This window comes from Cupriavidus sp. 05N38, from assembly GCF_056397345.1.
The window spans coordinates 41,119-54,585 of sequence record NZ_JBFTNF010000034.1 but is presented as its reverse complement, the minus strand read 5'-3'; the positions used below and the strand labels follow the sequence as shown (position 1 = coordinate 54,585).

Genomic DNA, 13,467 nt, shown 5'->3' with positions numbered 1-13,467 from the left:
ATGCAGCCATGAACCTCCGGCCGCACGGCCGCCGGCGCCAGCCCGGCAGCCACGGCTTTACCCTGCTGGAGCTGCTGGTCGTGATGGTGATCGCCGGCATCGTGATCTCGCTGGTGGCCGTCAATGCCACACCCAACGAGCGCGGGCGCGTGCTCGACGACGGACAGCGCATCGCGCGCCTGTTCGAGCTGGCTCAGGAAGAAGCCCAGCTGCGCGCCCGCCCGATCGCCTGGGAAGCCAGTACGTCCGGCTGGCGTTTCCTGCAGGCCACCCCGGCCGGCTGGAGCCCGCTCGCCAGCGACGTCTTCGCGCCCGCCAAATGGCGCCTCCAGCTCGACAATGTCGCCGTGACCGAAGGCGGGCGCGGCAACAACGGCACGCGCCTTGTGTTCGGGCGCGAGCTGATCGACGGCCCCCAGCACGTGGTGCTGGTGCGTGGCGACATCCGCGTGGACGTGGCCGGCGACGGCACCGGCCGCTATTTCGCCAGCACGCCATGACGCGCCGCGCCGACGCACGCCGCGCGGCCCCGCCCGGGCGCGGCTTCACCCTGATCGAAGTGCTGGTCGCGCTGACCATCCTGGCCGTGGCGCTGACCGCCGCCATGCGCGCGATGGGCTCGATGATCGAGGCCAGCGCCTCGCTGCAGACGCGCATGCTGGCCGAATGGAGCGCCGAGAACCACTTCGCCACGCTGCGCCTGTCCAAGACCTGGCCCGAGCCCGGCACGCGCGGCTACGCCTGCCCGCAGGGCGGCGTCGCGCTGTACTGCGAGGAAACCGTCTCGGCCACGCCCAACCCCTCGTTTCGCCGCGTCGAGATCGCGGTCTACCCGTCCGGCGCCGACAAATCCGTGCGCCTGGCCTGGCTCGTCACCATCATTCCCAATGAAACGCGCAACCTGCTCTAGGCGCCCCGTGCGCCCCGTGCGCCGCGCCGCCGGCGCGCGTGGCTTCACGCTGCTGGAGATGCTGGTGGCCATCACCCTGCTGGCGGTGATCGCGGTCATCGCCTGGCGCGGGCTGGACGCGATGACGCGCAGCCGCGAGCGCCTGACCGACCACGACGAGCGCCTCAATTCGCTCAAGCTGCTGTATGGACAGTTCCAGTCCGACTGCGAGCACCTCGCCAGCCCCGCGCTGCTGCAGCGCAGCCCCGTCGAACTGGGCAACGGCCAGCTGCTGATGGTGCGCGACCGCCGCGACGAAGGCCGTCCCACGCAGTGGCAGGTGGTTGCCTACCGCCTCGACGGCAATACCGTGGTGCGCTCGGCCAGCCCCCCGGCGGACAACCGCAACGCTGTACAGTCGGCGCTGCAGACGCAGCGCCAGGCGGGCGGCGGCGGCAACCTGGCGCGCGCGCTGGTGGGCGATGCCGCCGGCCTGTCCGCACGCGTGTGGACCGAGCCGGGTGGCTGGCAGTCCGAGAACGGCCGCATCGCGGCGGCCCTGCTCAGCGGCAACGCCAGCGCCAGCGCCGTGGCCGCATCGGGCGCGGGCGCGAGCCTCGGCGTGGCCACCACGGCGGTGCGCGCCATCGAGCTCAGCCTCACGGCGCGCATGGGCGACGGCGACGCGCCCCGGCAGTTCCAGAAGATCTGCATGACCGGGCTATGAGCAAGCGCACCGCATCCTTCGCCCGCGCCCCGGGCCTGCCCTCGCGCCGCCGCCAGCGCGGCGCCGCCGTGGTGACGGCGCTGCTGGTGGTGACGCTGGCGGTGGTGGTGGTGTCCGGCATGCTGTGGCGCCAGCAGGTGCAGATCCGCTCCATCGAGAACCAGCGCCTGCTGGCCCAGGCCACCTGGATCGAGCGCGCGGCGGTCGACTGGGCCCGCCTGATCCTGCGCGACGACCAGCGCCGCACCAATGTGGACCAGCTCGGCGAGCCCTGGGCCGTGCCCATCGCCGAGACCCGGCTGTCCGACTTCCTCGGCGCCGCGCTGCGCACCGACCAGGAAGGCGAGACCTCCTTCCTCTCGGGACGTATCCAGGATGCGCAGGCCCGCTTCAACCTCAGCAACCTGGTGCTGTGGAGCGCCAGCGAAGCGCAGGGCCGCGTTGCCAGCGTCGACCCGTCCAGCCTGGCGATCTACCGCCGCCTGCTGCAGACGCTGGGCCTGAACGCGGCGCTGGCCGAGCCCACGGCGCGCTACCTGGTCAACGCAGCCATGGGCGGCGATGGCAACGGCGGCCGGCAAGGCCTGCGCGCGCCCGACGGCGCCGACGACCTGCTCGCCATTCCCGGCTACACGCCCGACATCGTGGCGACGCTGGAGCCCTTCGTCGACCTGCTGCCCGAGCGCACGCTGGTCAACGCCAACACCGCCGAGGCCGAAGTGCTGGCCGCGGTCATCGACAAGCTGCCGCTGGATCGCGCGCGCGAGCTGGTACGCCAGCGCGACCGCGCCTACTTCAACAACGTGGCCGACGTGCAGTCCCAGCTGCGCACGCTGGCACCGCAGGCCGACCCCAACACCGCCACCAGCACGCTCGATGTGCGCACCCACTATTTCCTGGTCTACGGCCTGATCCGCCACGAGCGCGCCACCCGCATGCAGGTCTCGCTGGTCTATCGCGGCGAGGTGATGGGCAATGCCAACACCACCCGGGTGGTCTGGGTACGCGATCTGGAGCGCATGCCCGAGCCACGCTGAGGCCCCGGCGCGCCCTTTGTTTCCCCCCTTCCGGGTGGCGCCCCGGATACCTCCGGCGACCCCGCCGGCTGCCGCCAAAGGCGCTTGCCTGCAAGCCTTGCGGGCGCTCGAGGGCAGCTGTCACACAGATACGTATTGACGCCAATTCGTCACACAGGCAAGGTATGCTCCGGCCCGGCGCAAGCGTAGTCCGAGCGGTAGTCCAGCTCTTGCGCTTCCATCAGTGCAGTGCCGCCGGCGGCAACGCAGCCGGCGTCTTTCGCGTAGCGGAGCGGTCCGCCGCGCGGGCCGCCCGTCCCCCGCCATCGTTCATCGACGCCATTGCTGGCGCAGTAGCAAGGAAATCTTGAGCACCACCCTGTACGTCCGCCTGCCGCACAGGCCGCACGACCAGCCGCAACCCTGGCACTTCGGCGCCTTGCCGTTCGCGCTGGTGCGTGCGGCCGTGGCCGGACGCGGCCGTCGCCAGGGGCCCCAGGCGGCCCCGCAGCTGTTGCGCGAAGGCCACGCTCCCATTGCCGAACTGCCCGCGGCCGAACGGCTGGTCCTGATCCTGGCCGCCAGCGACGTACTGCTCACCCAGGCATCGGTGCCGCCGCTGGCGCCGGCGCGCCTCAAGCTGGCGCTGCCCAACCTGGTGGAAGATGTGCTCGCCACCGACGCCCAGCTCAGCCATATCGCCGTCGGCCCCGCGCTGGATGCGCCGGCCGGCAAGCCTGTGGCCGGCGCCCGCAAGCGCCTGCTGATGGTGACCGACCGCGCCTGGCTGCGCGCCGTGCTGGACGCTTTCGCCGAGCACCGCCATCGCCGCCGGCACGTGCTGCCGGCGCAGCTGTGCCTGCCCTTGCCGGCGCAGGGTGCCGCGCAGGCCCCGCAGGACGACGGCGCAGCCGCCGAAGACAGCACGCCGATGGCGGCCCTGGCGCTCGAGGCCGCCACGCTGACCAGCGCCTCGCCCCTGTTCGACACAGCGGGCGTGCCCGCGGCCGAGCAGCCCCCCCGCTTCTGGCAGCTGACCGTGCGCAGCGGCGAGTACGCCGGCTACGGCCTGCTGCTGGGCAACGACGCCCTCGGCGCCTGGCAAGGCCTGGCCCCGCCCGGCGACTGGTATGCCGCGCCGCAGGCGCTGGCGCAGGGCGCCCCGCAAGGCGCGCGCGCGCTCGGCTGGCGCGTGTGGATCGAGGGCGCGCGGGCCAGCCTGCTCGATCCCGCGCTCGACCTGGCCCAGTTCGAATTCGCCCAGGGCCGTGCCGACCGCTGGAACCTGAAGGCCTGGCGCCTGCCGCTGGCGCTGGCCGCTGGCCTGCTGCTGGTGCAGCTGATCGGCATGAATGTGCAGTGGCTGATGATGAGCCAGGAAGAAAAGCGCCTGCAGGCCGGCCAGGAGCAGGTCTTGCGCAGTGCCTTCCCGCAGATCCCGGTAGTGATCGACGCGCCGCTGCAGATGCGCCGCCAGGTCGACCAGTTGCGCCTGGCCTCCGGGCGCAGCACGCCCGACGATTTCCTGCCGCTGGCCGACCGCTTCGGCCAGGCCGCCCGCCAGCTCGCGCCCGACGCGCTGCTGGCGCTCGAGTACCGCGGGCACACGCTCTACGCCACGCTCAAGCCCGGCGCCAATGCCGAGGCCCTGCGCAGCGCGGCGCGCCAGTCCGGCCTGGCCATGGAGCCGGACAACAGCCCGCCGGACGCCACGCGCGGCAATACGCCGGCCGGCACGCGCTGGTCGATCAAGCCCAGCCTGTGAGCGCGGAGCGCCAAGTGAACCCGATGAAAGACACCGCATCCAAGCCCGGCTCCGCCGCCCGCCCGCGCGCCGCCGAGCGGCTGGCGCGCCTGCGCCCGCGCGTGCCGCAGCGCTGGCAGGAGCGTTTCCAGGCCTTCTGGTCGGCACGCAACCCGCGCGAGCAGGCCATCCTGGCCGGCGGCGGCACCGTGCTGGCGCTCGTGATCGGCTACAGCGTGCTGTGGGAGCCCGCCGCCGACGGCCGCGCCAGGCTGGCGCGCAGCCTGCCGCAGCTGCGCGGCGACCTGGCCGAGATGGAAACGCTCGCGCAGGAAGCGCGCGGCCTGGCCGCCAGCCCGGCGCCATCGCTGCGCGGCGAGGCGCTGACGCAGGCGCTGCAGGACAGCCTGGCCCAGCACGGCCTGAAGGCCACGCGCCTGGCCAGCACCGGCGACAACGGCGTGCAGCTCCAGCTCGACAAGGTCCCGTTCGGCGCCGTGGCCAGCTGGCTGCAGGACGTGCGCCAGCAACAGCGGCTCAAGGTAACCGACACGCGCATCGTCTACGTGGGCGCCACCGCCATGGTGAACGTCACCGCTACCCTGCAAGGCCCGGCCGCCAATCCGGGCGGGCGAGGCTGATGGCGCGCCTGGAGGCGCTCCGGCTGGCCCGCCGCGGCATGCGCAGCCCGCGCGGCTGGCGCCGCCTGGGCTGGCTTGCGCTGGGCCTGGCGACGGTCGCGCTGACGGTGCTGGCGGCCTTTCCCGCGGCCTGGATCGCCGACGGCATCGCCACCCGGAGCCAGCGCCGCGTGCTGCTGGCCGACGCCGAGGGCTCGCTGTGGAACGGCAGCGCGACGCTGGCGCTGTCCGCCGGCGCCGGCAGCGAGACCGCCACCGTGCTGCCCGGGCGGCTGCACTGGTCGGTGGCGTTCTGGCCGCTGCTCACCGGCACCCTGCGCCTGGTGGTCACGCATTCGGAAGCGATGAGCGGCCCGGTGGGCGTGGCAGTCACGCCGCTGGGCTGGACCGCGCAGGCGGGCGCCATCCGGCTGCCGGCTGCGCTGCTCGAAGGCGTTGGCGCGCCGTTCAACACCCTGCGCCCGGACGGCCTGATGCGCATCGACTGGTCCATGCTGCAGGGCCGCTTCTTCCGCCGCGCGGGCGACAGCGGCGGCGGTGGCATGACCGGCCACCTGACGCTGCGCCTCGAGCAAGTATCATCGGCTGTCAGCCGGGTGCGCCCGCTGGGCAGCTACCGCGCGGAGATCGACTGGGGCGGCGCCGACGGCAAGATAGAGCTGACAACCCTTGCCGGGCCGCTGCGCCTGCAAGGCAGCGGCATCCTGGGCCGCCAGGCACGCTTCGAGGGCACGGCCAGCGCCGACCCCGACGCCGCCGCGCAATTGGTGGGCCTGTTGAGCCTGCTGGGACGACGTGAGGACAATGTGACACGGCTGCGCTTCTGACCCGGCGGCAGGCGCGCCCCGCGCGCTCCTGCCGCCCGCAGCCCGGAACCGATTATGAAAACCCAAGCTCTACGACTCTCGTTCAAGACCCGCTGCGCCCGCGCCACCGCGCTGGTGTGCGGCCTCTCCCTGCTGGCGCCGGCGCCGCTGTGGGCCCAGCAACCGGCCCCGCAACCGGCGCAGCCGCCGGCCCAGCCCGGCCAGCCACCCGACCTGACCCCGCGCAACCGCGACCAGGTCGTGCTCAACTTCGTCAACGCCGACCTGGAATCGGTGGTGAAGGCGGTGGGGCAGGCCACCGGCAAGAATTTCGTCATCGACCCGCGCGTCAAGGGCTCGGTGAACCTGGTGACCGAACAGCCGGTATCGCGCTCGCAGGCGCTGGAAACGCTGGGTTCGGTGCTGCGCATGCAGGGCTATGCGATGGTCGAGAGCAATGGCTTCACCAAGGTGGTGCCGGAAGCCGACGCCAAGCTGCAGGGTTCGCCGATCGTGGTCGGCGGCGGCCGCTCGCGCGGCGACCAGGTCGTGACCCAGGTGTTCCGCCTCAACTATGAGTCGGCCAACAACCTGGTGCCGGTGCTGCGGCCCATGATCGCCCCCAACAACACCATCACCGCCTACCCGGGCAACAACACGCTGGTCATCACCGACTACGCCGAGAACCTGCAGCGCCTGGCCCGCATCATCGCCGCCATCGACGCGCCGGCCTCCGGCGAGGTCGAACTGGTGCCGCTCAGGAACGCCATCGCCAGCGACGCCGCGCTGGTCCTGCAGAAACTGCTGGACCCGGGCGCGGCGGGCGGTGCCGGCGGCGCGGTGCCCGGCGGCGACGTCTCCCTGCGCACCACCGTGGTGGCCGAGCCGCGCAGCAATGCGCTGATGATCCGCGCGTCCAGCCGCGCGCGCCTGCAGCAGGCGCGCCAGCTGATCGAGAAGCTCGACCAGCCCTACGCGCGGGCGGGCAACATCTGGGTGGTGCCGCTGAAGAACGCAGAGGCCACCAAGCTGGCGCAGACCTTGCGCGCCATCGTGGCCGCCGACAGCTCGTTCAGCACCGGCCAGCCTGGCACGTCCGGCGCCGCCGGCGTGGGCTCCACCGGTACCGGCGGCCTGCTCAACACCTCCACGCCCGCCAGCGGCCAGTACACCGGCGGCACCACGGGCAGCATGCGCAGCGGTTCGGGCTCGGGCTTCGGCGCCGGCGGCGGCTCGGCCTTCTCGGCCTCGTTCGCCACCACCAACCTGCCCACCACGGGCGGCATCATCCAGGCCGACCCCGCCACCAACTCGCTGATCATCACCGCCAGCGAACCGGTCTACCGCAACCTGCGCGCCGTGATCGACGACCTCGACGCGCGCCGCGCGCAGGTCTACATCGAGTCGATGATCGTGGAGGTCTCCTCCACCCAGACCGGCCAGCTCGGCATCCAGTGGCAAGGCCTGATCAACTCGCGCGGCAGCAATACCAACGTCTTTGCCGGCACCAACTTCGGCACCGGCGGCCAGAACATCATCAACCTGACGGGCGCCGCCGCCGCGATCAATGCCGGTGGCGTCGCGGCCATTCCTGCGGTGTCGGGCCTGATCCCGGACCTGGCCGGCCTGAACCTCGGCCTCGTCAACAAGGCCATGGGCCTGGGGGCGCTGCTGCACGCGCTGGGCGCCGACGGCAGTGTCAACCTGCTGTCCACGCCGAACCTGATCACGCTGGAGAACGAAGAAGCCAAGATCCTGATCGGCCAGAACATCCCGATCACCACCGGCTCCTATGCGCAGACCGGCAGCGCCGCCACCGTCACGCCGTTCCAGACCTTCGACCGCAAGGACGTCGGCATCACGCTGCGGGTCAAGCCGCAGATCACCGACGGCGGCCTGGTGAAGATGCAGATCTACCAGGAGTCGTCCTCCGTGGTCGCAGGCACCGCCTCGCTCACGCAGGGCCCCACCACCAATGTTCGCTCGATCGAGACCAACGTGCTGGTGGACGACGGCCAGATCATCGTGCTCGGCGGCCTGATCGAAGACACCTACGGCGACGGCGTGCAGAAGGTGCCGGGCCTGGGCGACCTGCCGCTGATTGGCGGCCTGTTCCGCTACGAGAACAAGAACCGCGGCAAGACCAACCTGCTGGTGTTCCTGCGACCCTACGTGATGCGCACCGCCGGTGCCACCGACCGCCTCACGCAGGACCGCTACGACTACATGCGCGGCCTGCAGCAAAGCTACGTCTCGCCCAACATCATGACGCGCGACACCAACACGCCGGTGCTGCCGCCGGCCGATGCGCCGATGACGCCCTTCGTCGACCCGCGTTCGCGCGGGCCGGTGCCGGGCCCGCTGCCGCTGGAGCAGACGCTGCCGCAGTCGCGCCAGCAGCCGGCGCCGGGCGCGCCGGGCGCCGGCAGCGGCACCGTGGACGCCGCCCGCGGCGGGAACTGAGACACGCCATGGCAACTAGCATCGCCCCTGCCGGCGCGCCGGCCGCAACGCCCGAGGCGGCGCTGGAGCCGCCTTCGACCATGGCCGCGCGCCTGGTCCCCTACGGCTTCGCGCGCGAGGCGCGCCTGCTGATCGCGCACCAGCACGCGGACGGGCTGGAGGTCTGGGTCAGCCGCGCCACCTCGCCCGCGGCGCTGGCCGAGCTGACGCGCGTGCACGGGCCGCTGCACCTGCGCGTGCTGGAACCGGATGCGCTCGAACTGGCCATGTCCGAGGCCTACAACCGCCAGGACAGCGGCAGCGCCGCGCAGGTGGTGGGCGAGGTGGAGGGCGAAGTCGACCTGTCGCGCCTGATGCAGGACATTCCCGCCGTGGAAGACCTGCTCGAATCCGAGGACGACGCGCCCATCATCCGCATGATCAATGCGCTGCTCACGCAGGCCGCGCGCGAAGGCGCCTCGGATATCCATATCGAGCCGTTCGAGTCGTCCTCGGTGGTGCGCTTTCGCGTGGACGGCACGCTGCGCGACGTGGTGCGCCCGAAGAAGGCGCTGCACGGCGCGCTGATCTCGCGCATCAAGATCATGGCGCAGCTCGACATCGCCGAGAAGCGCCTGCCGCAGGACGGCCGCATCACGCTGCGCGTGGGCGGGCGTCCGGTGGACGTACGCGTCTCGACCCTGCCCACCGGCCACGGCGAACGCGCGGTGCTGCGCCTGCTCGACAAGGAAGCCGGCCGCCTCGACCTGGCCAAGCTCGGCATGGCGCCCGGCACGCTGGGCGGCTTCGATCACCTGATCCGCCAGCCGCACGGCATCGTGCTGGTGACCGGGCCGACCGGCTCGGGCAAGACCACCACGCTGTACGCCGCGCTGTCGCGCCTCGATTCGCGCACCACCAACATCATGACGGTGGAAGACCCGATCGAGTACGACCTCGACGGCATCGGCCAGACCCAGGTCAACCCGCGCATCGACATGACCTTCGGCAAGGCGCTGCGGGCCATCCTGCGCCAGGACCCGGACGTGGTGATGATCGGCGAAATCCGCGACCTCGAAACCGCGCAGATCGCGGTGCAGGCCTCGCTCACCGGCCACCTGGTGCTGGCCACGCTGCACACCAACGATTCCGCCTCGGCGGTGACGCGGCTGGTCGACATGGGCATCGAGCCCTTCCTGCTGTCGTCGTCGCTGCTCGGCGTGCTGGCGCAGCGGCTGGTACGCCGGCTCTGCCCGCACTGCAAGCGCGAGGAAGTGATCGAAGTCACGCCCGAGGAAGCCGATGCCCTGCTCGCCCAGGGCAAGCCGTTGCAGCGCGTGTGGCACGCGGTGGGCTGCGACAAGTGCGGACATTCCGGCTACCAGGGCCGCATGGGCGTGTACGAGCTGCTGAGCGTCGACGATGAGATCCGCACCATGATCCACCGGCAGTCGCCCGAGTCCGAGATCAAGAAGGTGGCACTCGCGCATGGCACGCACACCATGCGCGGCGATGCGCAGCGCTGGATCGACAGCGGCGCCACCGCGCTGGAAGAAGTGCTGCGCGTGACGCGCGACTAGCAGGACACCCGAGCAAAACCATGCCCGCCTATCGTTACGAGGCCGTTGACGCCGCCGGCAAGACCGACCGCGGGGTGATCGAGGCCGACAGCCCCAAGCAGGCCCGCGGCCAGTTGCGCGCACGCGGCCTGACCCCGCTCAACGTAGACCCGCTGGCCGGCGTCGGCGGCGTGCAGAAGAGCAGCACGGCGTCCTTCGTGCGGCGCCTGTCCACCCAGGAGCAGGCGCTGTTCACGCGCCAGCTCGCCAGCCTGATCGTGGCCGGCCTGCCGCTGGACGAAGCGCTGGCCGCGCTGGCCGACCAGGCCGAGCGCCGCTACGTGCACGAGCTGCTGGCGGGCATCCGCGCCGAGGTGATGGGCGGCAGCTCGCTGTCGCTGGCGCTGCAGCAGCATCCGCGCGATTTCCCCGACATCTACCGCGCGCTGGTCTCGGCCGGCGAGCACTCCGGCCACCTCGGCCTGGTGCTGGAAAAGCTGGCCGACTACATCGAGACGCGCAACACGCTCACCGCCAAGATCAGGCTGGCCTTCACCTACCCGGCCATCGTCACCGTGGTGGCCTTCGCCATCGTGATCTTCCTGCTTTCCTACGTGGTGCCGCAGGTGGTGAGCGTGTTCGCCAACACCAAGCAGAAGCTGCCCACGCTGACCATCATCATGCTGGCGCTGTCGGATTTCGTGCGCAACTGGTGGTGGGCCGCGCTGGCCTTCATCGTCGCGGTGGCGTTCGGCATCCGCAGCCTGCTGCGCCAGCCCGGGGTGCGGCTGTCGTGGCACCGCTGGCTGCTGACCGCGCCGCTGCTGGGCAAGCTGATCCGCGGCTACAACACCGCGCGCTTCGCCAGCACGCTGGCCATCCTGGTGTCGGCCGGCGTGCCCATCCTGCGCAGCCTGCAGGCAGCCGGCGAGACCCTGACCAACGAAGCGCTCAAGGACAACGTGGACGACGCCACCACGCGTGTGCGCGAAGGCGCCTCGCTGGCGCGCGCGCTGGCCGCGCAGAACCAGTTCCCGCCGGTGCTGGTGCACCTGATCCGCTCGGGCGAGGCCACCGGCAACCTGCCGGTGATGCTGGAGCGCGCCGCCCAGGGCGAAGGCCAGGAACTGGAGCGGCGCACGCTGTTCCTCACCAGCCTGCTGGAGCCGCTGCTGATCCTGAGCATGGGTGTGGTGGTATTGCTGATCGTGCTGGCGGTGCTGATGCCGATCATCGAGATCAACCAGCTGGTGCGGTAGCGCCCGAGGCCGGCTGAGGCAGGCAGAAATGAAAACGGCGCCGGAATGACCGGCGCCGTTTCTCCTTGCTTCTCTTCTGCCCTTGACGGCGTGCGGGCCGCGGCGCGCCACACATGGCACGCCTGTTACCCGCGGTCCCTGGCCTATTCGGCAGCCTTGGCCGTCTTCTTCGGGGCGCGCTTGGCCGGTGCCTTCTTGGCGGCCGGCTCGGCAGCCTTCTTCGCGGGCGCAGCCTTTTTGGCGGGTGCGGCCTTTTTGGCGGGCGCGGCCTTTTTCACCGCCGCGGCCTTCTTGGCAGGTGCCGCGGCCTTCTTGGCCGGAGCCTTCGGCTTGGCTTTCGCCTTGGCCTTCGGTTTTGCCTCGACCAGGGGCTCGGCGCCTTGCGCGGCTTCGGCGGCTTCGGCGGCTTCGGCTACTTCAGCAGCTTCGGCCACCGGGGTCGCCTCAACCGTCTCGACCGTCTCGACCGTCTCGACCACTTCGTCCGCCTTGCGCGCTTCGGCCGGCTCGACCGCTTCGACCGGCCTGGCCGGCTTGACCGGCCTGGTCACCTCGACCCGCTCTACCACCGGCGCGATCACGGTCGCGGAAGGCGCTACGAAGAGCGACCGGTCCATCGGCCACGGGGTCTCGCTCAGCGTGACTTCGGGCTTGGGCGGCTTGCGGCGGCGCGCGGCGTTCGTCGCACCGGCATCGCCTTCCGTCAGTTCGCCTTCCATCGACTCGGCATCATCGAAGCCGTCCTGCGCCAGCGCGAGGGCGTCCAGCGGATCGACCACGAACGAAGGCACGTCATCGCTCTCGTCCGCCTGCGCAGCGTGCTCGGGCAGCGGCGCGGGCTGGATCGGCAGCGCAGGCTGCTGCGCCGGCGCGGGACGCGCACCGTGCGCCTGCTGGGAAGCATGGCGATCGCCGCCCTGGCGGCCGTCGCCGCGGCGGTTGTCGCCGCGACGGCTGTCGCGGTTTTCACGGTTGTCGCGGTTTTCGCGGTTGTCGGGCTGGCGGCTTTCGCGGTTGTCGCCCTGGCGATTGTCCGGCTGGCGGCCTTCGCGGTTGTCGGTCTGGCGATTGTCGGGCTGACGGCCTTCGCGGGTGTCGGCCTGGCGATTGTCGGGCTGACGGCCTTCGCGGGTGTCGGYCTGGCGATTGTCSGGCTGACGGCCTTCGCGGTTGTCGGTCTGGCGATTGTCGGGCTGACGGCCTTCGCCTTGGCGGTTGTCGCGGTTGTCGCGGTTGTCGCGGTTCTCGCCCTGGCGGGCGTCACGATTGTCGCGGCTCTCCACCTGGCGGCTTTCGGTCGGCCGGCTTTCTGCCGGGCGGCTCTCGGCCGGGCGATTGTCGCGGCTGTCGCCCTGGCGGCCTTCGGCCGGGCGGCTCTCGCCTTCGCCTTGCTTCGAACGGCGCTTGAGGCGCACCCACAGCGTCTTGTTGTTGCCGCCGTTACGCGTCTCGACTTCGAACAGGCCAGTGGCGGCCACCAGCTCGGAGAGCTTGCCGTAACCGTAGTTGCGCGAGTCGAATTCCGGCGCCTGCTTGGCGATATGGGTACCCATGCCGCCCAGCGTGGACCAGCCCTCTTCGTCGGACACGGCCTGCGAAGCGTTCTGCAGCAAGCGCACCAGGCGCGAATCCTGGCGCAGCTCGCCGCTGTTGCGCTTGCGCGCGGGCGCGGCGGTGCCATCCGCCTCCGTGTCGGTATCGGCATCGCTGTCGGCGGCGCGCAGCACGTCGGCGTAGATGAATTTGTCGCAGGCGGTGACGAACGGCTTGGGCGTCTTGCGCTCGCCGAAGCCATACACGGTCAGGCCCTGCTCGCGGATGCGCGAGGCCAGGCGCGTGAAATCGCTGTCGCTGGAGACGATGCAGAAGCCGTCGAAGCGGCCCGTGTACAGCAGGTCCATCGCGTCGATGATCATCGCGCTGTCGGTGGCGTTCTTGCCCACCGTGTAGCGGAACTGCTGGATCGGCTGGATCGAGTGCGAGAGCAGGCGCTCCTTCCAGCTGGCGAGATTGGGCTTGGTCCAGTCGCCGTAGATGCGCTTGACGGCGGCCACGCCGTACTTGGCGACTTCGGCCAGCAAGCCTTCGACGATGGCGGGCGCCGCATTGTCGGCGTCGATCAGCACGGCCAGGGTGGCGGTGCCCTGGCGGGAGGAAATGGTCATTTAGGATCCTGGAGGCCGGTCGGCCTCGGGTAGGGCGGGTTGCACCGTGGCGCGCTCCCTCGGGATATGGCGCACGGTCCGCATCTGCCCGTTCGTTGTGCAAACTGTTTGCAGCGCAGTGTACACGCGAAGCCGTGACAACATGGGAAAGCGCGCCCGCGGCTGGCGCATTTATTGCTGCATCGCAAGGTGCCGCCTCTCCGGGGCCGGTGCTACCAT

At 71.2% G+C, this 13,467-nt stretch carries 11 protein-coding genes; 10 read left to right on the top strand and 1 reads right to left on the bottom strand.

Features of this window, described 5'->3' with window-relative positions:
• The first annotated feature begins 8 nt into the window (after positions 1-8).
• From AC1DK4_RS23940 to gspF, 10 genes are all read left to right on the top strand, one after another.
• A complete protein-coding gene (locus AC1DK4_RS23940; protein WP_441613022.1) occupies positions 9-500 on the top strand; it encodes a GspH/FimT family pseudopilin in 492 nt (163 codons plus the stop codon).
• The gene (gene gspI, locus AC1DK4_RS23935; protein ID WP_441613021.1) at positions 497-910 is read left to right on the top strand and encodes a type II secretion system minor pseudopilin GspI; all 414 of its coding nucleotides are present in this window, start codon (positions 497-499) and stop codon (positions 908-910) included. Before AC1DK4_RS23940 ends, gspI begins: the two co-directional genes overlap by 4 nt.
• Complete coding sequence (locus AC1DK4_RS23930) at positions 888-1,616, top strand: PulJ/GspJ family protein (RefSeq protein WP_441613020.1); 729 nt, start codon at positions 888-890, stop codon at positions 1,614-1,616. Before gspI ends, AC1DK4_RS23930 begins: the two co-directional genes overlap by 23 nt.
• The gene (gene gspK, locus AC1DK4_RS23925) at positions 1,613-2,653 is read left to right on the top strand and encodes a type II secretion system minor pseudopilin GspK (protein ID WP_441613019.1); all 1,041 of its coding nucleotides are present in this window, start codon (positions 1,613-1,615) and stop codon (positions 2,651-2,653) included. The genes AC1DK4_RS23930 and gspK overlap by 4 nt, the downstream gene beginning before the upstream one ends.
• A 346-nt stretch (positions 2,654-2,999) precedes the next feature.
• Entirely contained in the window at positions 3,000-4,397 is a 1,398-nt protein-coding gene (gene gspL / locus AC1DK4_RS23920) for a type II secretion system protein GspL (RefSeq protein ID WP_441613018.1), read from the top strand.
• A 23-nt stretch (positions 4,398-4,420) separates the two neighbouring features.
• Positions 4,421-5,017, top strand: coding sequence for a type II secretion system protein M (locus AC1DK4_RS23915; RefSeq protein WP_441613058.1), 597 nt, complete (start codon positions 4,421-4,423; stop codon positions 5,015-5,017).
• Positions 5,017-5,844, top strand: coding sequence for a type II secretion system protein N (gspN, locus tag AC1DK4_RS23910; protein WP_441613017.1), 828 nt, complete (start codon positions 5,017-5,019; stop codon positions 5,842-5,844). Before AC1DK4_RS23915 ends, gspN begins: the two co-directional genes overlap by 1 nt.
• Before the next feature lie 54 nt (positions 5,845-5,898).
• Complete coding sequence (gene gspD / locus AC1DK4_RS23905; protein WP_441613016.1) at positions 5,899-8,286, top strand: type II secretion system secretin GspD; 2,388 nt, start codon at positions 5,899-5,901, stop codon at positions 8,284-8,286.
• Positions 8,287-8,294: 8 nt separating this feature from the next.
• Positions 8,295-9,845 (top strand): type II secretion system ATPase GspE, encoded by a 1,551-nt coding sequence (gene gspE, locus AC1DK4_RS23900; RefSeq protein WP_441613015.1) that lies wholly within the window; start codon positions 8,295-8,297, stop codon positions 9,843-9,845.
• 20 nt (positions 9,846-9,865) lie between these two features.
• A complete protein-coding gene (gene gspF, locus AC1DK4_RS23895) occupies positions 9,866-11,083 on the top strand; it encodes a type II secretion system inner membrane protein GspF (protein ID WP_441613014.1) in 1,218 nt (405 codons plus the stop codon).
• A gap of 143 nt (positions 11,084-11,226) precedes the next feature.
• Here the strand turns inward: gspF and AC1DK4_RS23890 are convergent, their stop codons facing one another.
• On the bottom strand, positions 11,227-13,248 hold the full coding sequence (locus AC1DK4_RS23890; protein ID WP_477131818.1) for an NYN domain-containing protein: 2,022 nt from the start codon (positions 13,246-13,248) through the stop codon (positions 11,227-11,229).
• Between the last annotated feature and the right edge of the window lie 219 nt (positions 13,249-13,467).